Source organism: Crocosphaera sp. XPORK-15E, assembly GCF_034931425.1.
Classification (GTDB): domain Bacteria; phylum Cyanobacteriota; class Cyanobacteriia; order Cyanobacteriales; family Microcystaceae; genus UHCC-0190.
This window is the reverse complement of the sequence record NZ_JAYGHQ010000011.1, coordinates 22,731-45,849: the sequence shown is the minus strand read 5'-3', so window position 1 is coordinate 45,849 and position 23,119 is coordinate 22,731. Positions and strand designations below refer to the sequence as shown.

General features: G+C 38.2%; 24 protein-coding genes and 1 tRNA gene. 10 read left to right on the top strand and 15 right to left on the bottom strand.

From position 1 onward, the window contains the following. Positions 1–152: 152 nt before the first annotated feature. A complete protein-coding gene (locus VB691_RS13375; RefSeq protein WP_323291999.1) occupies positions 153–1,829 on the bottom strand; it encodes a caspase family protein in 1,677 nt (558 codons plus the stop codon). Between the two features lie 166 nt (positions 1,830–1,995). Between VB691_RS13375 and rpmF the strand changes: the two genes are divergently transcribed. Beyond that, the gene (rpmF, locus tag VB691_RS13370) at positions 1,996–2,175 is read left to right on the top strand and encodes a 50S ribosomal protein L32 (RefSeq protein ID WP_323291998.1); all 180 of its coding nucleotides are present in this window, start codon (positions 1,996–1,998) and stop codon (positions 2,173–2,175) included. Between the two features lie 88 nt (positions 2,176–2,263). Here rpmF and VB691_RS13365 read toward each other — a convergent pair. Next, positions 2,264–2,336 (bottom strand) — tRNA-Ala (locus VB691_RS13365). Positions 2,337–2,409: 73 nt separating this feature from the next. Here VB691_RS13365 and VB691_RS13360 point away from each other — a divergent pair. Both VB691_RS13360 and cbiD read left to right on the top strand, forming a co-directional pair. Continuing rightward, positions 2,410–3,288 (top strand): rhodanese-related sulfurtransferase, encoded by an 879-nt coding sequence (locus tag VB691_RS13360; protein WP_323291997.1) that lies wholly within the window; start codon positions 2,410–2,412, stop codon positions 3,286–3,288. Positions 3,289–3,357: 69 nt separating this feature from the next. Continuing rightward, entirely contained in the window at positions 3,358–4,494 is a 1,137-nt protein-coding gene (gene cbiD / locus VB691_RS13355; RefSeq protein ID WP_323292200.1) for a cobalt-precorrin-5B (C(1))-methyltransferase CbiD, read from the top strand. Here cbiD and queA read toward each other — a convergent pair. Then, a complete protein-coding gene (queA, locus tag VB691_RS13350; protein ID WP_323291996.1) occupies positions 4,477–5,562 on the bottom strand; it encodes a tRNA preQ1(34) S-adenosylmethionine ribosyltransferase-isomerase QueA in 1,086 nt (361 codons plus the stop codon). The two genes, cbiD and queA, sit on opposite strands and share 18 nt — an antisense overlap. A gap of 269 nt (positions 5,563–5,831) precedes the next feature. On the opposite strand from queA, the gene VB691_RS13345 reads away from it, so the two are divergent. Together VB691_RS13345 and VB691_RS13340 are read left to right on the top strand one after the other, a co-directional pair. After that, positions 5,832–6,221 (top strand): hypothetical protein, encoded by a 390-nt coding sequence (locus VB691_RS13345; protein ID WP_323291995.1) that lies wholly within the window; start codon positions 5,832–5,834, stop codon positions 6,219–6,221. Positions 6,222–6,466: 245 nt separating this feature from the next. Further along, positions 6,467–7,858, top strand: coding sequence for a transposase (locus VB691_RS13340; RefSeq protein WP_323291994.1), 1,392 nt, complete (start codon positions 6,467–6,469; stop codon positions 7,856–7,858). 44 nt (positions 7,859–7,902) lie between these two features. Here the strand turns inward: VB691_RS13340 and VB691_RS13335 are convergent, their stop codons facing one another. From VB691_RS13335 to VB691_RS13325, 3 genes are all read right to left on the bottom strand, one after another. After that, positions 7,903–8,211 (bottom strand): TMEM14 family protein, encoded by a 309-nt coding sequence (locus tag VB691_RS13335; protein ID WP_323291993.1) that lies wholly within the window; start codon positions 8,209–8,211, stop codon positions 7,903–7,905. Positions 8,212–8,214: 3 nt separating this feature from the next. Further along, the gene (locus tag VB691_RS13330; protein ID WP_323291992.1) at positions 8,215–8,985 is read right to left on the bottom strand and encodes a circadian clock KaiB family protein; all 771 of its coding nucleotides are present in this window, start codon (positions 8,983–8,985) and stop codon (positions 8,215–8,217) included. Between the two features lie 169 nt (positions 8,986–9,154). Beyond that, positions 9,155–10,429, bottom strand: coding sequence for a type IV pilus twitching motility protein PilT (locus tag VB691_RS13325; RefSeq protein ID WP_323291991.1), 1,275 nt, complete (start codon positions 10,427–10,429; stop codon positions 9,155–9,157). A 424-nt stretch (positions 10,430–10,853) separates the two neighbouring features. On the opposite strand from VB691_RS13325, the gene VB691_RS13320 reads away from it, so the two are divergent. Beyond that, positions 10,854–11,228 (top strand): hypothetical protein, encoded by a 375-nt coding sequence (locus VB691_RS13320; RefSeq protein WP_323291990.1) that lies wholly within the window; start codon positions 10,854–10,856, stop codon positions 11,226–11,228. A 108-nt stretch (positions 11,229–11,336) separates the two neighbouring features. On the opposite strand, the gene VB691_RS13315 is transcribed toward VB691_RS13320, so the two are convergent. The 8 genes from VB691_RS13315 to VB691_RS13280 all read right to left on the bottom strand — a co-directional run bounded on the left by VB691_RS13315 (position 11,337) and on the right by VB691_RS13280 (position 18,899). Continuing rightward, on the bottom strand, positions 11,337–11,720 hold the full coding sequence (locus VB691_RS13315; protein ID WP_323291989.1) for a F0F1 ATP synthase subunit epsilon: 384 nt from the start codon (positions 11,718–11,720) through the stop codon (positions 11,337–11,339). Positions 11,721–11,723: 3 nt separating this feature from the next. Further along, positions 11,724–13,124, bottom strand: a complete 1,401-nt coding sequence (gene atpD, locus VB691_RS13310; protein ID WP_323291988.1) for a F0F1 ATP synthase subunit beta — start codon at positions 13,122–13,124, stop codon at positions 11,724–11,726. Between the two features lie 45 nt (positions 13,125–13,169). Continuing rightward, positions 13,170–14,066, bottom strand: coding sequence for a F0F1 ATP synthase subunit gamma (locus VB691_RS13305; protein WP_323291987.1), 897 nt, complete (start codon positions 14,064–14,066; stop codon positions 13,170–13,172). A 139-nt stretch (positions 14,067–14,205) separates the two neighbouring features. Further along, a complete protein-coding gene (locus VB691_RS13300; protein ID WP_323291986.1) occupies positions 14,206–15,546 on the bottom strand; it encodes an acyltransferase in 1,341 nt (446 codons plus the stop codon). A gap of 49 nt (positions 15,547–15,595) precedes the next feature. Next, entirely contained in the window at positions 15,596–17,128 is a 1,533-nt protein-coding gene (locus VB691_RS13295; RefSeq protein WP_323291985.1) for an alternate F1F0 ATPase, F1 subunit alpha, read from the bottom strand. Continuing rightward, positions 17,112–17,885 carry a hypothetical protein gene (locus VB691_RS13290; protein WP_323291984.1) on the bottom strand — a complete coding sequence of 258 codons (774 nt, stop codon included), beginning with the start codon at positions 17,883–17,885 and terminating at the stop codon, positions 17,112–17,114. Before VB691_RS13290 ends, VB691_RS13295 begins: the two co-directional genes overlap by 17 nt. A gap of 47 nt (positions 17,886–17,932) precedes the next feature. After that, positions 17,933–18,211 carry a F0F1 ATP synthase subunit C gene (locus tag VB691_RS13285; protein WP_323291983.1) on the bottom strand — a complete coding sequence of 93 codons (279 nt, stop codon included), beginning with the start codon at positions 18,209–18,211 and terminating at the stop codon, positions 17,933–17,935. Beyond that, on the bottom strand, positions 18,204–18,899 hold the full coding sequence (locus VB691_RS13280) for a F0F1 ATP synthase subunit A (RefSeq protein WP_323291982.1): 696 nt from the start codon (positions 18,897–18,899) through the stop codon (positions 18,204–18,206). Before VB691_RS13280 ends, VB691_RS13285 begins: the two co-directional genes overlap by 8 nt. A 189-nt stretch (positions 18,900–19,088) precedes the next feature. Between VB691_RS13280 and VB691_RS13275 the strand changes: the two genes are divergently transcribed. After that, on the top strand, positions 19,089–19,409 hold the full coding sequence (locus VB691_RS13275; protein WP_323291981.1) for an ATP synthase subunit I: 321 nt from the start codon (positions 19,089–19,091) through the stop codon (positions 19,407–19,409). 40 nt (positions 19,410–19,449) lie between these two features. Here VB691_RS13275 and pheS read toward each other — a convergent pair whose 3' ends face one another. Next, complete coding sequence (gene pheS, locus VB691_RS13270; protein WP_323291980.1) at positions 19,450–20,454, bottom strand: phenylalanine--tRNA ligase subunit alpha; 1,005 nt, start codon at positions 20,452–20,454, stop codon at positions 19,450–19,452. 372 nt (positions 20,455–20,826) lie between these two features. Between pheS and VB691_RS13265 the strand changes: the two genes are divergently transcribed. From VB691_RS13265 to VB691_RS13255, 3 genes are read left to right on the top strand one after another with little or no spacing between them, the layout of a single operon-like run. Continuing rightward, positions 20,827–21,111: a type II toxin-antitoxin system RelE/ParE family toxin gene (locus VB691_RS13265; protein WP_323291979.1), complete on the top strand. Its 285-nt coding sequence runs from the start codon at positions 20,827–20,829 to the stop codon at positions 21,109–21,111. A gap of 8 nt (positions 21,112–21,119) precedes the next feature. Continuing rightward, positions 21,120–21,419, top strand: coding sequence for a HigA family addiction module antitoxin (locus VB691_RS13260; RefSeq protein ID WP_323291978.1), 300 nt, complete (start codon positions 21,120–21,122; stop codon positions 21,417–21,419). 50 nt (positions 21,420–21,469) lie between these two features. Then, complete coding sequence (locus VB691_RS13255; protein WP_323291977.1) at positions 21,470–22,951, top strand: DEAD/DEAH box helicase; 1,482 nt, start codon at positions 21,470–21,472, stop codon at positions 22,949–22,951. Positions 22,952–23,119: the final 168 nt, after the last annotated feature.

The following is a 23,119-nucleotide window of genomic DNA, read 5'->3' as shown; positions in this document are numbered from 1 at the left end:
TTGTTTGATTAGCCTCCTCTAAAACACCACTTTTTAACCGAAAAGCACCATAATTGTAGTAATGCCACTTTTCTCACTCAATGCGTTTCATAGAAGGTAACACACTTTTGTCTGTAAAATCATTAAATGAATATAAAATTTACATAAAACCTTTAACGAGGAGGCAACTGCTGCTGCCACTGCTTCATAGACTGTTGTGCTTTTTTGTAAACCTGACTATCCTGGGGAACTAACTGAGCCGTTTTCAGGGCTAAGTTTAATTGTCCTTGGGTTGCCCTAGTTTGGGCCAACTGATAAATTTGTTGACTCAACTGTTCAATCAACTGTTGCGCTTTATTATAGCCAGGTTCCCCCATTTTTAGATATCCTAGGGTTGTAATTGCCCGATTATAAGAGGATGCTTGGTTTGGCTTCACTAAGGCCAAAGCTGCCTCAATTAACACTTGGTTATCCTCTTGCTGTTGACTCAAGGTTTGCCAACGTTTAATGGACTGTTGGGCTGATAAATAAAGGGTTTGATCTTGATTCGGCACTAACTGCGCGGCAGCTATCGCTCCGATAAAATCTCCTTGAGTCGCCCTTCCTTGAGCAATATCAAGAATTCCTTGACTCCAACGAGCAATATTCTGTCTTGCTTCCCCATATAAAGGAGTATTGGGCTTAATTTGACGAGCAAATTGAATGGACTCATTTAAGCGCGAGGCTTGATATAAACTTAAGGGAATTTTGGCATAGTCTAAAATAAGTTGATTTTTCTCGGTTTTCTCCTCAGAGGCCAAATCAAGCTGTTGTCTTATTTTTCCCTGTATCAACCAGATTAAACCCATAAATAGGAGAATTCCGCCCCCCCATAATAACCATTGATGAAACAATTTGATTTTAGTGAAAATTGCCTGTTTTTTAACGGTGGAGCTTACTATTTGTGGATTATCTACTTGGGTTGTCTTGCCCTTGCTCTGTTGTCTGGGTAAGGAAAACTTAAACTGAGTCTGAGCAGGTAATTTCGGTAAGATAGGTAAGTTTAGGGTTGTTATAGGTTGATTAATGCTTGTTTGGCTCAAATTTTGTTGTAATGTAACGGTTAAGGGTTGAGGCTGGTTTTTTGCTTGGGGTTTTGGTTGGGGTAACAGAGGTTGACGACTGGCGGTTAAACTGGGACTAATAATGATGGGGAGTGCAATAGTGGGAAAATTAGCCCGATGAATAGGGTTTAAGCGTTCTTGTAGATAAGCGTCTAACTTAGTCAGGGTGAGATGATGACCATAGTAACGCAAGGCTTCAATTAAAGCCGTCATAAAGATGCCTTTTTCTGCACTGATGGTTTGATAGACATGGGAGCGACAGGAAAAAATGAGAGAAATATCCTTTTCTTGGGCTAATTCCAGGGTTATTTGTCCTAACTTGCCATCTTTAAACGGATTTTGTAGATCTAAGATCACTAATAATTGTTCACTACTGGCTTTTAATTTTTCAAACAGCGATCGCATTTTAATGCCTGTTTGGGGAATGGTTTGGGGGTTACTATCAATCGGCAATAAATAGTCTTCTCCTTGATAATTAACGCCATATCCTTGAAAAAAGAACCAACAATGTTTGACTTTGAGGGGGCTATCATTAATCCATTGTAGAATGTTTTCTCGATTGGGATAGGTTGAGCGTTTTCCTGGAGAGGGGGAAGTATCGGTTAATAATAGTAATTGACGGGAGGGGAGCTTTGCTTCTTGGAAAAAATAACAATAAAGGGCTTGTGCGTTATTCTCGGCCCCCTTTAAAGGTTGCCAATGGCAATATTCCTCAATTCCCATCGTGATAGCGCGAAAATTTTCCATAATGGCTGTTTTCTCCTCTTATACCCCAACGCCATTGTTGATGATGTGACGCTATTATCTAATTCAGCAGACTGTGGATGAATAGATACCGTTCCCATTTTATTAGCCAAAATTTAGAGAGAAGACTTACAATAGAAAGGTTGTCTATAATCGAGCATCTAGTCCGATGGCAGTTCCTAAGAAGAAAACTTCTAGCAGTAAACGTGATCAACGTAAAGCGCATTGGAAGCGCACCGCAGCTTTACAAGCAAAAAAAGCCCTATCTTTGGGTAAGTCTGTCACGACAGGGCGATCTAACAGCTTTGTCTATCCTAAAGATGAAGAGGAAGAAGACGACGAGGGATAATTTAAGCTAAGGGTATAAGGGGGGCGCGTCCATTTAGGACTGCTTGCGCCTCATACCTTTTTTTGTCAAGATAAATTAGGATTAGTTATGGAGGTTAGCGGACTTGAACCGCTGACATCCTGCTTGCAAAGCAGGCGCTCTACCAACTGAGCTAAACCCCCAGAAATTTACTCACTCTTACCATTATACACAGAGTCATCTGAAATAAGCAAGAATTTTTCTAAAATTTTTCCTATGTCCTACACTGTCGCCACTTTTTACAAGTTCGTCTCTTTACCCGACTTTGCCCAAAAACAGGCTTCTTTACTAGCATATTGCCAAAATCATCAGATTAAAGGCACAATTCTGTTATCCCAGGAAGGCATTAACGGGACGATTGCCGGAACATCTGATGACATTGAAGCAGTTATTAACTATTTGTGCAATGATCTCCGTTTTGCTGACTTAGAGGTTAAATATTCTTCTGCTCAACAGCTTCCTTTTGAACGGATAAAAGTGCGTTTAAAACAGGAAATTGTTACCTTGGGAATGCCAGAAATTGATCCTAGTCAACAGGTGGGAATTTATGTAAATGCCAAAGAGTGGAATCAGCTAATTAGTGATAATGAAACTATTGTTATTGATACTCGTAATATTTATGAGGTAGACATTGGCAGTTTTCAGGGCGCAATTAATCCTCAAACCCATTCTTTTCGAGAATTTCCTGATTATGTACGACAAAATTTAGATCCGAAAAAACATAAAAAAATCGCTATGTTTTGTACTGGTGGAATTCGTTGTGAAAAAGCAACCTCATTTTTATTAAAAGAAGGATTCACGGAAGTATATCATCTGAAAGGAGGAATTTTAAAGTATTTAGAAGAAGTTCCACCAGCAGAAAGTTTATGGGAGGGAGAATGTTTTGTTTTTGATGAAAGGGTAGCCATTAAACATCAATTAGAAGGGGGAAGTTATGAGATGTGTCTTGGTTGTGGTTATCCGATTTCTGAGGAAGATAAATTATCATCTGAATATGAAGAAGGAGTATCTTGTCCCCATTGTTTTGCTAGTTTAAATCCTGAAAAATTAGCTAAACAAAGAGAAAAACAAAGACAATTACATCAAAAAATATAGGGGAAATATTGCTTTAATTTTGCCGATTAAAACTGAAATAAATTGATGTTTTTTACTTAAATGATAATGATGAATAATCCTCAACCCCGCTCAGGTTATACTTTACCTGTATTTGCTTGTGCTGCTGCGATCGCTGCTTTAAATCACCTCCATAATATTAAAAGCAATCAGACAGTTTCTTTAGAGTTAATTGAACCACCAGAAATGGCAAATATTCCCATTCAACAAGTAGCTAAAATTAACGAAAATACTGCATTAGGAATTACCATTAGTGAGCCAGGGGACAACTTAGATTTAACGAGAAATACCCCAATTTGGGCGATTGTTGAAATAGTAAAAAACAGTCAAACTGATGAGCAAATTATTATTAAAGGGGGTGAAGGAATTGGCAAACAAATTAATAATGATCAAAAAGATGCAATTTATTCCTATGCTAAAAAATTATTGTTTTATAATTTAAAACAACATCTTAACCCAGAAGAAAGTATTCAAGTAACTATTATTTTACCGGAAGGACGAAAACTAGCAAAAAGGACTTCAAATGAAGCATTTGGAGTAGTAGAAGGACTATCATTATTAGGGACAAATGGCATTTCTCAACCTTTAAGCGCACCCAGTCAATTAGAAGTTTATAAACAACAATTAAAAGAAAAAGCCAAACAATTTAACACCTTAGTCTTTTGTTTAGGAGAAAACGGTTTAGACTTAGCTCAAAAATCAGGCATCAACTCTCAACAATTAATTAAAACAGCCAATTGGTTAGGGCCATTATTAGTAACAGCAGGATTAGAAAAAGTTCAATCTATTTTACTATTTGGGTATCATGGAAAATTAATTAAATTAGCAGGAGGAATATTTCATACTCATCATCATTTAGCAGATGGAAGACGAGAAATATTAGTCGCTCATGGGGCAAAAATAGGATTATCAACACCAATTTTACAAAAACTTTTTACCTGTGAAACTACTGAAGATGGGTTACAAATATTGAGAAAATTAGACCAAGAAACAGGAACTAATTGGACAGAAAAAATTTATCAATCCCTCGCTGAAACAATTGATCAAAGGACTCAAGATTATATTCGTAAATACCTGGATTTTGAAGGGAAGATTGGATCAGTTTTATTTGGACGCGATCGCCAGATTATTATTACCAGTAAAACAGGTAAAATATTACTAAATAGTGAATCAATCAGGCAAAATTAACATACCATCCCCAAAGGAATAAAAACGATACTTTTCTTCAATTGCTTCTTGATATAATTCTAACAATCTTTCCCTACCAATTAAGGCACTAACTAACATCAACAAACTGGATTTAGGTAAATGAAAATTAGTAATCATTCCCTCAACAACTCGCCAAGAATAACCAGGATAAATAAACATATCTGTCTTACCCCGAAAAGCAATTAAACCCTGTTTTCCTTGCATTTCTGCCACCTTGGCCGCCCCTTCTAATGACCTAACAGCAGTCGTCCCTACCGCAATAATACGGCCACCTTTAGCCTGGGTTTCCTGAATCTTTTTAACCGTTATTTCTGGTACGTCTATCCATTCTTGGTGCATACTATGTTTGGTGATTTCTTCTACTTCTACCGGTCGAAAAGTTCCCACCCCAACGTGCAAAGTAATGTAAGCTTTTTCAATACCTTTATCTTGCAATTTTTGTAATAATTCTTCCGTAAAATGTAGCCCGGCCGTCGGTGCAGCAACCGCCCCTGGTTTTTGGGCATAAACTGTTTGATATTGATCAGGGTTAGCCTCAGATTTAGTTACATAAGGAGGAAAGGGAATTTGTCCAATTTTTTCTATTTTTTCCCAAAATAAATCCACAGAAGACACCTCAAATTTTAATAACCGGCCTCCCGTTTCTTCATCCCTTTCTAAAACAGTTGCTTTCAAAAAAACATCTTCTAACTTATCTTCTTTACCTTCCCCAAACCAAATTTCACTGCCTATTTTAAACCGCTTTCCAGGTTTCACCAATGCCAACCAACAGAAGGGGGCTTTTTCTTCCAATAATAAGATTTCTACAGGGGCCCCAGTGGATGTTTTGCCATAAAGTCGTGCGGGAATGACACGAGTATTATTAAATACTAATAAATCCCCAGGTAACAACCATTGAGGTAACTCATGAAAGATACTATGAACATGAGTTGTGGCCGAATTAACCACCAGTAACCGTGAACTATCTCTAGGAGTAACGGGGGTTTGGGCAATTAATTCTGGTGGTAAGTGATAATCGTAACTGGATAATAAGTAATCCTGATTCATAAGTCTTCCCAATTGGCCTTAACTTGTTATATGCTGTTAGAAGGTAGAAAACCGATACATAACTTAGTATTGTTTCCCAGATTACCCTGAGAATCAACCCTAAGATCACAGTCTTGTCTCAGGGCAATCATCAGGATTTCAAAGTAATTGGGTATTTCCCCCCAGGTTACTGCTCAAAAGTTGGGGGGATTTCCCTAATGCAAATGGTGCAATTGTTGTCACACTAGAGCTAGAGGAATTGCTCGGAAGATGAACAAAGGGGGAAAACAATGGACTACATCTATTTTTTGGCGAATGCAAGTTTGACACTACGGGTTATTGAATATCTACAACAGAAATATAAATCGTTGCTTTGTTCAATGACAGTGATCCATCAAATTAATGGCTGGATCATTAAGGTAAAGTTTAGACAACCGTTGACTCCTCAACAACATGGTGACTTTAAGGCGTTTATGAATGAGTTGGGTATCCCTTACGAGTTAGAAATTCGCCTACAAATGGTCTTCTGGAGTTTGGAAACGGGACAATCTCCTATCGATGTGATGCGTCGTTATCAAGTGGCGATTGTTTCCCATGGCTCTCCCGATAGTAATGATATTGAGGCCTTTCGTCAACAATTTACCAGAGGTTTAGGATATTGTCCTGAAACTTTAGCTTAAGTTTTAGCTCCTCCGCGAGAAGCCCCGCGCTCTATCTGTACTCGGATGAGCGTCGGGATGAGAGCGGGTCAATTGAGGGGTTCGATACCCCGAAAATTGACAAATGATCTTATTCTGGGACATTTTGCTTTTCAATATATTGCTTAAGAATAGAGATAGTAACACCTCCACTCTTAAGCAATAAAATATGATTTATTCCACAAAATTGTGTTATTATTTCAGTATATCAGAAAATGCTAACACTGATGAAAACTACCTATCAGTATCGACTACAACCAACAACAGAACAGAAGCTAGAACTCAACGCCTGGCTTCGGGTTTGTCGTTATTGGTACAATCGGATGCTAGGTGAAAGATTTTCTTGGTGGGAAAACAATCGACACGCGGCTAATAGTTGTCCAATTTTTGTAACAAGTCTTCCTGAATTACGTGAACTACCTAACTATTACAGCCAAAAACTTCAATTGCCCATAATAAAAAAAGACTTGACATTGATTAAATGGTCAGGAGAATTACTTGATTTTGGGCGAGTTGATTCAACAGTTTTGCAAGATGTATGTAAGCGTGTTGATAAGGCTATGAGACGTTTTATCAAAGGCGATACTACAGGTAAAAGGTCAGGTAAACCTCGTTTTAAAACTGAATCAAGTTTTAAGACCATGACATTTACTACAGCCAAAAATGAATGGATTAAATTAGTTCGTAAAAATTGGCTGTACATTCGTCTACCCAAGTTGGGAGTAGTTAAAGTGAGGATGCACCGAGCAATACCTCGACTTCGCTCGGCACAAGTACCTGAAGGCTTTATTCTTAAACAAATCAGTTTAACAAAAAAAGCGGATGGCTGGTATATCCAACTGGTATTAGAAGATGTAAACATACCTGAATTTACCCCAGATAAAATTATCCCAACCTGGGAAAATTCCATAGGACTTGATGCAGTTTTGCATGAAGATGTTTATCTAGCTACATCAGAGGGAGAAAAACTTCCGTCTTTAAAACCATTACGCAAAAATCAGGATAAACTTGACCGCATCTCTAAGAAAAGAAATGCGCGTAAACATGGTTCTCGTTGTCGCCGTAAACTAGCTTCACGAGAAGCTAAACAGCATCAAAAAATTGCCCGTTCGCGGCAAGATTTTCAAGACAAAACTGCCCATAAACTTGTGAGAAGTGGAAAAAAAGTTTTTTTTCATGAAGACTTAAATCTCAAAGGTTTAACTAAACGAAATAAAGGTAAACAAGATGAAACCGGAAAGTTTCTTCCTAATGGTCAGTCAGCTAAATCAGGACTAAATAAGTCGTGGCTAGATGCTGCTTTTGGTAATTTTTTTAAGACATTGGACTACATAGCTGCAAAAGCTGGAGCAGTTGTCATTCCACAAAAACCTGCTTACTCATCTATGATTCTTTGCTATCGCAATGAGGTTATTTTTACTGATTGCAGTATCCGAGATTATTGGGATGAGGAACTATCTTTGATGGTTGATCGTGATATAAACGCCGCGATTAATTTGAAAAGACTGGGGTTGGGCATTTTCCCCAGTATAAAACGCCGTAGTGAAAAGATAGATATAGTCGGAACTATGTCTGATAGTACCACGAAGGAAATCTTAAATACCCTTATCGGGCTTTAAGAAGCCCACGCTGTACCTGTACTCAGGTCAGCGTTGGGAGTATGTCACGTAGGACTGACCAGGATCGCAAAAATTGCTACACTCAGGATTAACATCAATCCTGCTGGCATGAATTTACGGGTTTTCAATAGTCTGATGACAAAGACGACTATTAGCAAAATAGTTGTGATTTGTCCCAAGGTCAGTCCCCAGGCAATTTTTTGTAATTGAATTATGGCAGAACTAATTAACAGTAAACCTGTCACCACACCGGAAATAAGAGAGGGTTTGCTCTTAGCCTTGGCATAACCAATGATACCACCAACCAGTAGAATAATTCCGTATAAAAAAGCAGCTAAAACGGTTAAATTCATAAATTAATTGCTGGTAATAATTGGTAAAACCCTCGTTAAATCATTTAACTCCCCAACAATGCGCTTGACTGGTTTTGGCCAGACTCTGACTAGGGTTGGGGTTGCTGAAATTTGATTATTTTCAGCTAGTTCTGGATGTTTACAAATATCAACAACTTTCAGAGTATAAGGGTGTTGAAGATCGGTTTCTAGCAACTGGTGAAGGACTTTTAAGATATGTTTGGTTGAGGCATTATTGCCAGAAACAAACAGGCGTAAAATGTATCCTTGATGCTCCTCAGTCCCTGTTTTTTGATGGGGTTCAATGGTTGTAAATTGACTTTTGATTTCTTGTTCCCACCGCTCATCTAACCGAACTAGGAGATCATGACTTTCCCAGAGTTGGGGAAACCGAGAACGATAGGTTTCTATCATAATCGGATTACAAGCCTCTTCCTGCCAATTGGCTGTTTGCCAAAGGACATCAGGTGTGTTAAACAACACATTTAATAAGGGCTGATAGCGACGAACTGCGGGATAAAGTTCAGCCACTGTCTTGACCGTCTTTTCCCTGGTACAAAACCAACGATCAACCGTTGCGGTATAGCCTGGTACGAGAAAGTGAGGCGGCTCCGGCAACTTTAATAATTCTTGCAAAACCAAGCATAACTGAGAATGCCAATGAATTTGCTTGCTACTATCGAGACAATAAACCAGATCACCGCCTGGGGTAAACAGAGCGATGCCTTTAAACAATTCTGGTAAGACTTTGGGAATCCCGCTTACATTCGTCATCAGAAAATTGGGTTTGAAACCCAGAAGCCTAAATTGTGAGGTTTAGGAATCACCGCCGTTTTACGGCGCGTGAGGATGTCAATCAGAGGAATTAAACTTCGGATGAAGGAAGAGTCGCTTTAAACATAACTGACTTGGCCTTCCTCATCCTTGTTTCTTTAGGGTTTTTCTAGATTCGACCCCGTAACATCATAGCAATTTCGTTGGGGGTGGGGGATAATTCGAGGGCGGTTTCCTCTGTAATACGCCCTTCTTGATAAAGATTAAAGAGAGCCTGGTTAGTAGTAATCATGCCATCATATTCCCCATCCTTCATTAATTCGAGGATTTCGTCACTTTTCCCTTGAATGATGTAGTCTTTGACGGTTTCTGTATTAATCATAATGTCATGATAGGCGGCCCGTTTGCCGTCGGTGGTACGACATAACCCTTGAGAAATAATCGCTACCAAAGATTCGGCCATAGCCACCCGCATGGCCTCCCGTTCATCGGCACCATACAAACTCAAAACCCGTTCTAGGGTTTTAACTGCACTGTTGGTGTGGAGGGTTCCCATGACTAAGTGACCAGTTTGAGCAGCTTTAAGAGCAGTATTGACCGTTTCTTTGTCCCGCATTTCCCCCACCAGGATAATGTCTGGATCTTCCCGTAAGGCGGCTTTAAGGGCATTATCAAACTTGTGGGTGTGCATTCCCACTTCCCTCTGTTTAATCAAAGAGCGACGGCTTTGGTGAACGAATTCAACGGGATCTTCAATGGTGATGATATGTTTAGGATGCTCTTTGTTAATATAGTCCACCATGGCGGCCATGGTAGTAGATTTACCGGAACCTGTGGGCCCCGTCACGAGAATTAATCCTTTGTGAGAATCCGATATATTTTGAAAGATCATCGGTAAGCGCAACTGTTCCATGGTGAGAATTTTGAGGGGAATGAGACGCAACACCATGGCTGGCCCCCGCAAACTATCAAAGATGTTAATCCGAACACGGGCGAAATCATACTGAGTTGCCCCATCAAATTCCAGTTCTTTTTTAAAGCGTTGAATCTCATCCTCTTGGAGAATTTCCCGCAACCAACTCATAAAGGTGTTGTCGTCAATCTCTGGATAGTCTAAAACTATCATTTCCCCGCGCTCCCGCATTCGCGGTTTTTCTCCTACCCCTAAGTGAACGTCTGAGTAACCCTCATCAAAGGCCAGGCGAATTAATTCCACGAGGGGCGGTTGATCAGGGGAACGGCCAAAGCTTTTGGCAGGAGCTTTCGGTAAGGGGGGGGGCGCGATCGGAGGTTTGATCGCACCTTTGGGTGAAGGAGTTTCCATGGGAGGGGCCATAAACTGGGTGGCATCCCCAGGACTCTCAGTCATCATGTCAGAGTCTAAGTCAAAATCGGTAGCAGGTAGGGGAGGAACAGGAAGGGGGGGTAAGGAGGGGTGAGTCATAGTGCTTTTGGGATATTGCCTTTTTAATTAGCATTCCCAAAACAGACCAGAAAACTTAAAGGAATAGGGATTTTTTGCTCATTTATGAGAAAAGAATATTTTAATGTTAAGAAACGTTAACATTTTCGGTTAAGTTAATGGGGAAAACATCGACATTGATAGTTGAGGGAATTAGCTAAATGTTAGGAAACCCTAACTATTACAAAAGATTACATTAAAATCTCTATCGAGAGGCTTGATCCCTGATAGCTCCGTGTTGGTTCGACCCATCTGTAACATTTTGCAATCTTTAACATAGAAAGTAGCAACTGAATGTAAATTTTTATTGCGAAATGCTCATTTTCTCAGGAAGATTATCTATACTGGTTGACACAACGTTATCTGAGTTTCTAGATAAAGTTACTGGTTTGCTCTGGAGGAAAATATGGAATTCGCACAAAAGTCTGGATTTGAAAAGCTCTATTCTGTGACCTTAGTAAAAAGCTTTTTAGTATGGAGCTTTACTTTGACGGTTTGTTTATTAGTAGTTGGATTTCCCTTGATTGTCTTGATGGCAACAGTTGGGGCTTTAGCATCAGTTGTTTTACAATCAGTTTTACCCGTGAGTGCGGTTTTGTTAGTCGCAGGTTCTCTGATTGGTATTAATTTATTAGCGATTGTGTTAGGTGCTGCACTCCTAACGGTTAAAGGCATTCATCCCCAAGATGTTACTTGGTTGAGATGGCTGCACGGCGAAGCAATTCATTCTCACACTTCCGTCTATGCTGCTTGTCCTTTGACTTGTAGCTTAATTCAATAAACCTTGAGAAATAATTTCTCTTAGTTAGATAGTGATTCTATTCGCCAAAGTGTATACACAAGCTAGTGCAGCCCGGTCATTTACCGGGTTTTTTCATGATAATTAATCTTAAATGGCAATCTCTTGAAAACGACGGATAATTGTCGCTTCAAATTGAGCTAAGGCTGATCTCATTAGTCTTTCTCGTTCATCCAAAACTCTAAATTTTGTCTCAACAGTTTGTTTAAGAGTTTCTAAGTCTTTATCTGCAACCGCTTGCAGGGTAGAAACGAAAACATCATCCCCACATTTAACTAAAATACCTTCATTAATAGCGAGAAAAATTTCTTGATTAGATTCTAAGGTATAACAAAGAATTCCAGGAACTAAAGCGGCTACAAAATCAATGTGATGGGGTAATAAGCAAAATGAGCCATTCTCAGCTTCAGCGACAATTTTTGTCACTGTAGTATCGATAAATACTTCGGTGGGAATTAAAACTTTTAGGTTCATTACTTATTCCTTCTGATGGACTTCTTGAATATTTCCAATCATATATAAAGATTTTTCGGGATATTTACTAAATTCATCATTCAAAATACGTTCACATCCTTCAAGAGTTTCCTCTAAAGATACGGCTTTTCCTGGAATACCTGTAAATTGTTCTGTGGTAAAAAATGGCTGAGTTAAAAATCGTTCTAATCTTCTGGCACGATAGACAATATTTTGTTCACTTTGGGCTAATTCGGCTAATCCTAACATAGCAATAATATCTTTAATATCTTCATAATTTGCTAAAGTTTGACGCACAGTTTGAGCAATTTTATAATGGCGATCACCGACAACTTGGGGGGTTAATATTTTCGATCCTGATTGTAAGGGATCAACGGCAGGATATAGCCCTTCACTAACTCGTTTTCGAGATAAAACAATGGAAGCCGAAAGATGAGAAAAAGTATGAACCGCAGCAGGATCAGTAAAGTCATCAGCAGGTACATAAACCGCTTGAACAGAGGTAATTGAGTTATAATGAGTATTACAAATTCTTTCTTCTAATTCGGCTAATTCTGTTGCTAAAGTAGGTTGATATCCTACCCGTGAAGGGAGGTTTCCCATTAACCCTGAAACTTCCGATCCTGCTTGAATAAACCTAAAGATATTATCTATCATTAATAAGACATCTTGATGGGCTTGATCGCGGAAATATTCAGCAATAGTTAAGGCTGCATGACCTACCCGAAAGCGTACTCCTGGGGGTTCATTCATCTGTCCAAATACCATTACCATATTGTTAAGAACTCCCGCTTCTTTCATCTCTCGATAAAGTTCTTCACCTTCCCGCGATCGCTCTCCTATTCCACAAAAAATACTAACTCCTTGATAGCGACTTACCATATTATGAATTAACTCACTAATTAGCACAGTTTTACCGACTCCTGCACCCCCCAATAAGCCAGCTTTAGCACCTTTTTCTAGGGGAGATAAGAGGTCAATTATTTTAATTCCAGTTTGAAATATGTCGGTAGTAGTTGCTCTTTCTCCTAGGGGAATAGGCGGGGAATGAATTGATTTTAAGGTAGGATTTTTAATCGGTTTTTGACGATCAATTGTTTCCCCAAATACATTTAACATTCGACCTAGTAATTCTTTACCTACAGGCACTTGTAAGGTGTGTCCTGTATCTTTAACAATGTCACCTCTAGCTAGTCCTTGAGTGGGTTTTAAAGCCAGTCCTCGGACAGTTTCTTTATTCAAATATGTCATGACTTCAATCGTGATTTTGTCATTGTCTCCTGTGGTTAATAGGTGATGAGGATCTGGGAGTTTGTGAGGAAAATAAATATCCAAAACTGTCCCACGAATGGAAATTATCGTCCCTTGATTTTCCTGGTAATTATTGTTCTCTGAATTTAGCATATTTTTGCTTTCCTAATACATTAAATATTCATCTGTTTGTTTGTTTTATTTTGTGGATTTATTCAATGCTTCAAAACCAGAAATAATATCTAACATTTCCTCCGTAATATCACTTTGACGATGGTGTTGAAATTCTTTTTGTAATTCTAATAATCTGTCTTTTATATTTTTTTCTGCCACTTGCATCAAAGCTAAACGACTGGCATTTTCACTAGCTAAAGATTCAGCAGAAGCGCGATATAATGAGACAAAGAAATGTTGTTTAAATAAAGCAGAAGCTAAGCTTTCCGGTGACATAGTAAAAGTGGGTAAACAATGAGAAGGCCATGGTTGTTGTTTTAAGGCATTGAGTCGATTAATATTTAAGGGGAAAATTTGAAGATCACGAGGATAATAATTAGAGCCAGAAATAAAGTCATTATTGAAAACTAAAATCTGATTAATATGGCGTTCTTGTCGCCATTGTTCGAGAATTAATACAGTTTCTTGAATCGTGGTGGTAATACCTTCAATAGAACTGGGAACGGTTAACATTCTTTCACTAGGATAACCTAAATTTTCTAAGCGATCGCTTAACCTTAAGCCAATGGTTAATAAAGTACAATTACTAATCATTATTCCTTGTTTTTCGAGGGTTTCTAAAGTATAGTTAGCAATTTTTTCATTAAATTGACCACACATTCCCTGATCTGATCCAAATACAACTACAGCTAACTGTTGTTTTTGGGTTACTAAATTACCATTACCTAATAAAACTTCAGGAGCAACTTTTAAGAGAATTTGTAAGCCCATTTCTAGGGTTTTGTCATAACTTTCTAAAGAAATAACCGCCTTTTGATACTGACGAATACTCACCGCAGCTAAAGCTTTCATTGTCTTAACCACTGACTGAAGATCTGCTGCGGTGTCAATTTTTCGTTTGAAGGTTTCTAAGTTGGGCATAATTTTATACTTCTATTGATCCTAAATTGAGATTTTACTTCTACCTTTTAAATTGATACCTTAGAGTTTTAAAATTCTCCTGACTTTTTGAAAGGATAAGATAATTATATCAGCCATATTTGAGCTAAAATGTGCTTTCCTAGAATAACCATTCTAATTGTTCGACTAATGTTGGCATGACCTCACTTTGATCCCGATATTTGTGTATTCTCTGAATATTATTCTCCTGCATTAGTTTTTTCGCTAATTTGCTCGGTAAAATAACAGAATAGAGAAGGCCATCATTTGAAAACCCTTCACAAACACTGGATAACCAAGGAAAAGGATAATCGCCAAAAGGGGTGAAGTAGAAGGGCTTGGAGTTTTCAAATATGATATCATACACACCTAATTTTGTCCAATTGCTAATCAATAAAGTTCTGTTGATGGGGTCAATACTTGTCTTTAAAAATTTATCTATTTTTTTGATTCCACCGTTTTTTTCAATATATTCTTGTGTTGAGAATATATCCATGTGCCGCTCTTGAAAATTATCAACTGATTCTCTTAACTCTGTGGCTAATTGAAAACAATTAATATTTTGATCAGTTAAAATCTTTATACTAGAAATAAAGTTTCCTAAAAGATTTTGTGGCAAATTTGTTCTAACTCTATAATCAACAAGAATTGCTAAAGTCCTTTTTGTATTATAGGAATCTAAGTCAGAAATAATACTAAATACATGAGAACATAAAACATCGTTCACTGATAGCTTCTTTTGATTTCGTTCTAAAAATTCTTTCTTCATATTGTTTAGCTCATTCTGAGAAAAATAAAATTGTAAACTTAATTTATTTCTAGCAGATAATAAGAAATAAGAGAAAAGTTTAAATAATTCTCTTGTATTCAAATACCTAACCCCAGGCATTATATTGCTATTCTTTTCTAAGTTTTCTTGAAGATAGTTATCTCTTTCTTTAACAATTAAAGGTAAAACATATTCTTTTTTGTTAAGGGTATTAGACCAAGCTTTCATCAAGTACATAAATGTGTGCATATCTCCAATAGAATGATGCCAACAAACCCCTAAGATCATCCCGCCACAAGCAAAATTAGTAAGCTTAATAGTTAGTATTGGACTTTGATCTGATATTACTTTTTTGGGATTAATTGTATTGATAAGTCTTTTCTTTTGGATAGTGGGTAGTTCCTTAATAATTTGGTCTAGAGTCCCATTTTCTTTGGTTATTGAAAAATGGACACCTTGATTATTGCAATCGATATGTAGGATTTGATTAATATTAATCAATGTTCCGGCAAACAGAGGAAAATTACTGAGAACTTCCTTAAGAGAATCTATTAATAGATTATTATCAATACCTTTTTTATAACAAAAAATAACAGAAACAGGCAAATTTTTCAATAATTGATCAGTAATTGAACAGGCTATTGTCTGTTGGTTGTTATTATTAGCTTGAACAAGAAATGTCGCTGTTTCCATGAATTTAACTTGCCTTTACTCCTTACTTATAAACAAAATTCCTTAAAAATTAATTATAACCCAGTTCTGCGATCGCAGTTTCAGCAACCTTTAATAAATCTTGGTGATCGCTTTCTTTTAAGCTTTTGCCCTTGGTAATTCTCTGACAAATTTTGGGTAATTTATCAGTAACCTCCAAACGAATCATCGCTTCTGCATCCGCTATTTTATCTAAGGGTAACGCATCAAATAAACCCTGACTAACTGCCAATAAAACGGCAATTTGTTCCGCGACAGGAATGGGTTGATATTGGGGTTGTTTTAACACTTCCCTCACCCGACGGCCTCGTTCTAAAGTGTGACGGGTTGCTGCATCTAAACGAGTCGAAAAACGGGAAAAACTTTCTAATTCTTCAAATTGGGAGTAAGATAGTCTTAAATCCCCCGCCACCGCACGATAGGCCCTTAGTTGGGTTTTTCCCCCCACACGGGACACCGAACGGCCCACATCTACCGCAGGTAAAATCCCTTTTTGGAATAAATCAGGGGTGAGGTAAATTTGTCCATCGGTGATAGAAACAAGGTTAGTGGGGATGTATGCAGAGATATTTTGCGCTTCTGTTTCTACTATAGGTAAAGCTGTTAAGGAACCTCCCCCTAATTCCGAACGCAAACGGGTAGACCTTTCTAATAAGCGGGAATGGATGTAAAAAATGTCCCCAGGAAAGGCTTCTCGACCAGGGGGACGACGCAACAATAAAGATAATTCTCGATAGGCGCGGGCGTGTTGAATTAGGTCATCATAGATAATGAGAACATCTTGGCCCTTATCCCTGAAATATTCGGCCATGGAAGTTGCAGCATAAGGGGTGATGTATTGCAGTCCTGGTGGGTTTTCTCCTCCTGCTACCACCACAATACAATGATCCATCATTTGATGAATGCGTAACTCGCTGATCAATTTGGCCACGGCCGAACTTCGTTGGCCAATGGCGCAATAAATACAGATTACCCCTTCACCTCTTTGGTTAAGAATGGTGTCGAGGGCGATCGCAGTTTTTCCGGTTTGGCGATCGCCTAAAATTAATTCTCGTTGTCCTCGTCCCATAGGTATCAACGCATCTATTACTTTAATCCCTGTTTGTAAGGGGACTGTAACCGGGCCTCTATCCATGATCGCGGGGGCCTCTCGTTCAATGGGTAAACGTTGGACTGTGGCGATCGCCCCTTGATTATCTAAGGGTTTTCCGGTTCCGTCTACCACTCGTCCTAATAACCCTTCCCCCACAGGAACATCCATGACTCGTCCGGTAGGATAAACTTGGCAACCTGCTGTTAACTTTTCATTGATATCGAGGAGGATCACTCCGACTTCATGAGGATCAAGGTTAAAGACCATTCCTAAGCCTTTTCCCTCAAAGGTGACTAATTCTTCTGATTTTACTCTTGGTAAACCCGTAACGCGGGCGATCCCATTCCCTAAATAAGTAATTGTGCCGATTTCTTGGGTTTTTAGTTGGGTTTCATGGTTGCTTAAAACCGCATCAGAAACCTGAAAAAATTGTTCTAAAACGGTTTTTAGGGAGTCAGAATTTTGAGGCATTTTCTTGACCTACTAATGACTGGGACATTTTGGCTTCAAGTTCATCTAAATAGTGATCTAAATGCCAAGAAATTCGATAACCATGATTTAAGAGTTCAATGCCACAAATTGAGTCAGATGTGGTGTTGAATTTTACATCAATATCTTGTTCAAACTGTTTTTGCAAGGCTTTAATTAATTGTTCTTGCTGTCCTAAGTTAATGGGAAAGTTGGAGCGAATTGTAAAAGTTTGATTTTCTGTTTTGGCTAGGGGATGAGCCTGTCTTTGTTGTTCAGTCAAGTCAGGTAAACCTTGGATAAACTTGGCAATTATTTGTTGTTCTAAACTAACATCAGCTAAGTTTTCTAGGGCTTGTCTTGCTATTTTAATCACTTGCTGGTTTACTTGTTGACGTAGTTCCTCTAAAAAGGTCTGTTTTTCTTGTTTTAGTTGTTCATACCATTGCGCTCTTATAATTTCGATTTCATCTTGTTTTCTTGTCATTATAGATTGTTTTTCTGCTTCTATTTCCTGCTTTAGCATATCTAATCTATTTTGCTTGTTAAATTCCCATTCTTGTTGTTGTTGGCGATATTTTTCCGCTTCTTGTTGAGCAATTTCAGATTTAGTTTCTGCTTCTTTTAAACTGTCAAAAATGCTTTTTTCTCGTTGCTCCATTGCTTGCAAAATAGGGGGATAGAGAAACCGCTTTAACAGAAATAATAAAATGATAAAGTTAACAATTTGAGCAAAGGTTGTAAATGGATCAATTAACATAGTTCATCCTCACTGTCCTTAGGTAGTAACCTTTATTATCAATTATATTAACTGCCTGAATGAGCAATGACATAATTCCAAAAAGGATTGGCAAAAACGAGAATTAAACTGACAACAAAACAGTAAATTGCGGTTGATTCAACTAAGGCCATTCCCACAAATAAAGTCCGAATAATTGTATTAGCTTCATCCGGTTGTTGTGCTAAAGAAAGTAAGGCTTGAGATAGGGCCTTTCCTTCTCCTAATGCGGGGGCAATTGAGCCAATAGCAATAGTAAGTCCTGCTACCAGAATAGACGCGGTTCCAATTAATCCAATATTATCCATTTTTGTTGTCTCCTGTTTCTTCTTTGTATTGGGTTGCTGCGGCAATAAATACCATCGTTAAAATTGCAAAAATATAGGCTTGAATGAGTCCCGTTAATAAGCCCATTGCTTGCATGAGAATGGGGAAAAATAGGGGCGCGACTGATAACAATATTCCCACTATCATTGTACCACTCATCACATTGCCAAACAAGCGGACAGCTAAGGATAAGGTATTAGAAAAGCGGCTAATTAAATTAAAGGGTAACATCATCGGTGTGGGAGACAGATAATAGCGTTTAAAATAATCAAAAAATCCTTGTTTAGCAATGCCATAAAAAGGAATGGCAAAAAATACACAAATAGCTAGGGCCGCGGTGGTAGAAAGGGAACCCGTCGGAGATTGATATCCGGGAATAATACTGAGTAAATTTGAAGCTGCAATAAAGATGAATAAGGTACCAATAAAAGGTAAATAAGGTTCCGGTTTTTGTTGACTAATTTCTTCAATTTGATTATTAATACCAATCACAATCACTTCCAGTATATTTTGTTGTCTGGAAATTTGATAAGAACTGGATAAATTACGGGTAATTAACCAAGAAACAATCACTAATAAAACCATGAGTATCCAGGTATAAATTAGGGTTGCATTGAGAGTGATAAATTCCCATTGCCAAAAAATAATTTGATCGGGGGTTAATGTCATCTTGTTTCACCTTATAATTAAATCAAGTCTTATCTGTTACGGATTATTTGACCGTACTCTATACTTTAACTTAGAAAAAATGGATGATCAAGTTTTATCCCTGGCACATCATGCCGCTATTATCCCTCAATTAAGCTGGATAGAACAACTTTCTCGAAGTTTTTTAACAATTCTCAACAGTCACCGATTATGATGAGCTTTTTCCTAGATTTATCTCAATTATGGGCGTTTATGATGATATTTTTCATCGGGTTATTGATAGGATTTTGTTATTTTGGGGGTCTATGGTTAACTTTATGCCAATTACCGAAGGTTAATCATCCCTATCGCTTAATTATCAGTAGTTTTGTGCTAAGATTAGTAACGACTGTATTATGTTTTTATGGATTAATTCGCTTATTTTTGGCAATTGAGACAGGGATAATTATGTTAATGGCAATGTTAGGATTTTTATTAGCAAGAATAATTCTCACCCGTCGTCTTATTTCACAGGTAATAAGCATAAAATAAGGGTCAACAGCCGTTGACCCCGACAAAAGTTAAACGCCTCTTAAAATTGAGATAAAAAGCGCAGATCACTATTATAAAGACGACGAATATCATCAATTTGATGTAACACCATAGCAAATCTTTCTATCCCTAACCCCGCAGCAAAACCCGTATAAATTTCTGGGTCATAACCCACCGCTTTTAACACATTAGGATCGACCATACCACATCCCATCACTTCCAACCATTTGCCCTTCCATTGCACATCAACTTCCGCAGAAGGTTCTGTAAAAGGAAAATAACTAGCACGGAATTTAACAGGTAATTCTTCCCCAAACATTTGTTGTAAAAATTCCTTAATAGTACCCTTAAGATCAGTAAAAGTTAGCCCTTTATCCACAGCTAAAATTTCCACCTGATGAAACACTGCTGAATGAGTAGCATCTACTGTATCTCGACGATAAACCCGTCCAGGTGCCACAATACGAATAGGAGGTTCATGAGTCTCCATATAACGAATTTGTACAGGAGAAGTATGAGTTCTCATCAGACGACCATCAGCTAAAAAGAAGGTATCTTGCATATCCCTGGCCGGGTGATCCGGGGGAATATTTAACGCTTCAAAATTATAATAATCTGTCTCAACATGGGGCCCCGTGGCCACTTGATATCCCAACCCGACAAAGATATCTAAAACCCGATCTACGGTACTATTAAGGGGATGGAGACGACCCAAAGGACGACTAACCCCTGGCATGGTCACATCGAGAGATTCTGCGGCTAATTGTGCCTTTAATTTAGCGGTTTCTAAGGTGTTGCGTTGCTGATCTAAACTGTTTTGTAATGCGTCTTTGACATCGTTAGCGAGGGAACCAACACGAGGACGATCTTCCGCGCTTAATTTGCCCATACCTCGCAAAATTTGGGAAAGTTGCCCTTTTTTACCTAAATAATTAATGCGGAGTTGTTCTAGATCTTCCAAGGTAGCAACCGCAGCAATTTCCTTTTGCGCTTCTTCTTGTAAGGTCTGTAGTTCCGTTTCTAGGCTATTAGAAGTTGTGGTCATAGGTCTGGGATAGGATGAGATAATTGTTCACAAGACACCCATTCCAGTTTATCGGAGTTTTGAGTTTGTTTCTAGTTTGCGGTTAAAGGTTTGAACTAGATTAAATATAACTTAAAGCAATCTAAATAACAAATAAATTTTAAATTACTTATATAGCCAAAAATCCTAAGATCTATGGTGTTGGAGACAAAATCACAAAAATTATCAGAACGAGGTTGCGCTTTTTGAGGGACTTGTGTTAGGGTATAAGAGCATAATTGAAGTGCCGTTCTGCCTAAAAGTAGTTTTTGTGCCAAGATTTAAGAAACAACTTGTAATAAGTTAACCATAAATTTTAATAGTATTATTGAGCTAAATCTCAGCATAAATTCTGTGATAAAATCTTTTAACGATAAAGAAACAGAAAAGATCTTTTCTCGCCAACGTTCACGCCGAATTCCTCCTGAGATACAACAAATTGCTTATCGTAAGTTACGAATGTTACATAATGCTGTAATCTTAGCAGATTTGAGGATTCCACCCGCCAATCGTCTAGAAAAGCTAAAAGGCGATCGCATTGGTCAATATAGTATTAGAATCAATGAACAATGGCGACTTTGCTTTGAATGGCGTGACTGCGATGCTTATCAGGTAGAAATTGTCGATTATCATGGTTGAGAATTATTATGTACAAAGAAAAACTAAATCCAATTCATCCAGGAGAAGTATTATTAGAAGAATTTCTCGAACCGATGCAATTAACCATAGAAGAATTAGCAGCAGGAATCTCTTTTAGTCCTGAAGAGATCAATAACATTATCTCTCATCAATATTCTATCACAGCAGAAATTGCTTTAAGATTAGCTCGATTTTTTGGCACATCTCCTCAATTTTGGTTAGGATTGCAAACAGATTATGATCTTGATATTGCTCAAGAGATGTTATCAGAAAAATTAGAAAATGAAGTCAAAATTTATATTAAATAGTTAAATTAAAGTACAACTGAAAGACATCAATCTAGGACTAAATTTATTATATGGCACGTCCCAGTAAACTCAAATATGATCGCGGTACTTTAATTCTTTATCCCCCCCCTAAAGGTAAGGAATGGATGGAATTTGCGACTTGGGACGATCGCATTGAAAAGTTCCGAGTTCCTGCTATTTATTATCGTTCTTTGATTGAAACCTTACAAGCCCATAATCTTGAGTTTATAGATGAAGCTAAAGAGTTTATTCCCCTGGACTTAACCCCCAGTTTTGAACGGGAACCCTATCTCCATCAAAAAGAGGCTTTAGAGGCATGGAAACAGTCAGGACGCAAAGGAGTCGTCGTCTTACCTACCGCAGCCGGAAAGACCTATTTAGCCCAGTTAGCGATGGTTTCTACCCCCCGCACCACCTTAATTTTAGTGCCTACTTTGGACTTAATGCACCAATGGTATGCCCAAATGATGGCGGCCTTTCCTGATATTGAGGTCGGGTTATTGGGGGGAGGTTCCCGCGATCGCAGTCCTATTTTAATTGCGACGTATAACAGTGCGGCCATTCATGCGGAAACCTTGGGAAATCTGTACGCTTTACTGATTTTTGACGAATGCCACCACTTACCTACCGATTTCTTTCGGGTTATTGCGGAATACTCCATTGCGCCTTATCGTTTGGGGTTAACTGCTACCCCAGAACGGGCCGACGGCAATCATCGTGACTTAGATAGTTTAATTGGTCAGGTGGCTTATCGCAAGGGGGTTAAGGAACTTTCGGGGGGTACTTTAGCAGATCATAAAGTTGTTGAAATTAAGGTTAAACTATCACAAACTGAACGGAAACGTTATGATCAAGCAATGCAAATTCGCAATGATTTTTTACGGAAATCTAATATTTCCCTAGGTAGTTTAAATGGTTGGCAAATTTTTGTCCAAGCGAGTGCTAGATCACCCGCAGGAAGACGGGCCATGTTAGCTCATCGAGAAGCGAAAGAAATTGCCGCAGGAACCGAGGGAAAATTACGAGTTTTGACGGAATTAGTTTGTGAACATTATCAAGATTCTTTATTGATTTTTACCAATGATAATGCTACAGTTTACCGTATTTCTCAAGATTTTTTAATTCCTGCGATCACTCATCAAACTCCAGTTAAAGAACGTCATGAGATTTTAAACAGCTTTCGAGAAGGGATTTATAAAAGTTTGGTTACATCTCATGTTTTAAATGAAGGGGTAGATGTTCCAGAGGTAAAGGTTGCTATCATTATATCAGGAACCAGTTCTGCTAGGGAATATGTACAAAGATTAGGACGTATTTTACGCAAAGGGAAGGGAAAAAATAAGTTAGCAATTCTTTATGAAGTTGTGGCCGAAGATACCAGTGAGGAAAGAACTGCTCAACGACGTAAGGAAGGGTTGAAAACGCCAAAACCTCAGCAGTTGGAATTGTTACCCTCTCCTTATGAGGTGCCATCTAAAAAGCCTTTACGGGCCGCTGAGTCTTCTTCTCAGAAATGGGGAGAAGAGGAGTGAGTTATCAATGAATAATGAATAAATTCGCCCTGCCTTTTCTCATACAAAAAATCACAAAAGCCTCAACTAAATTACTGTTGAGGCCTAACCTGTTGTTCCCTAACCTTACTTACCTAACTATTAGTTAAGCTCATTCCACCATCGCATATTTTAATAGTTATGTCGGTA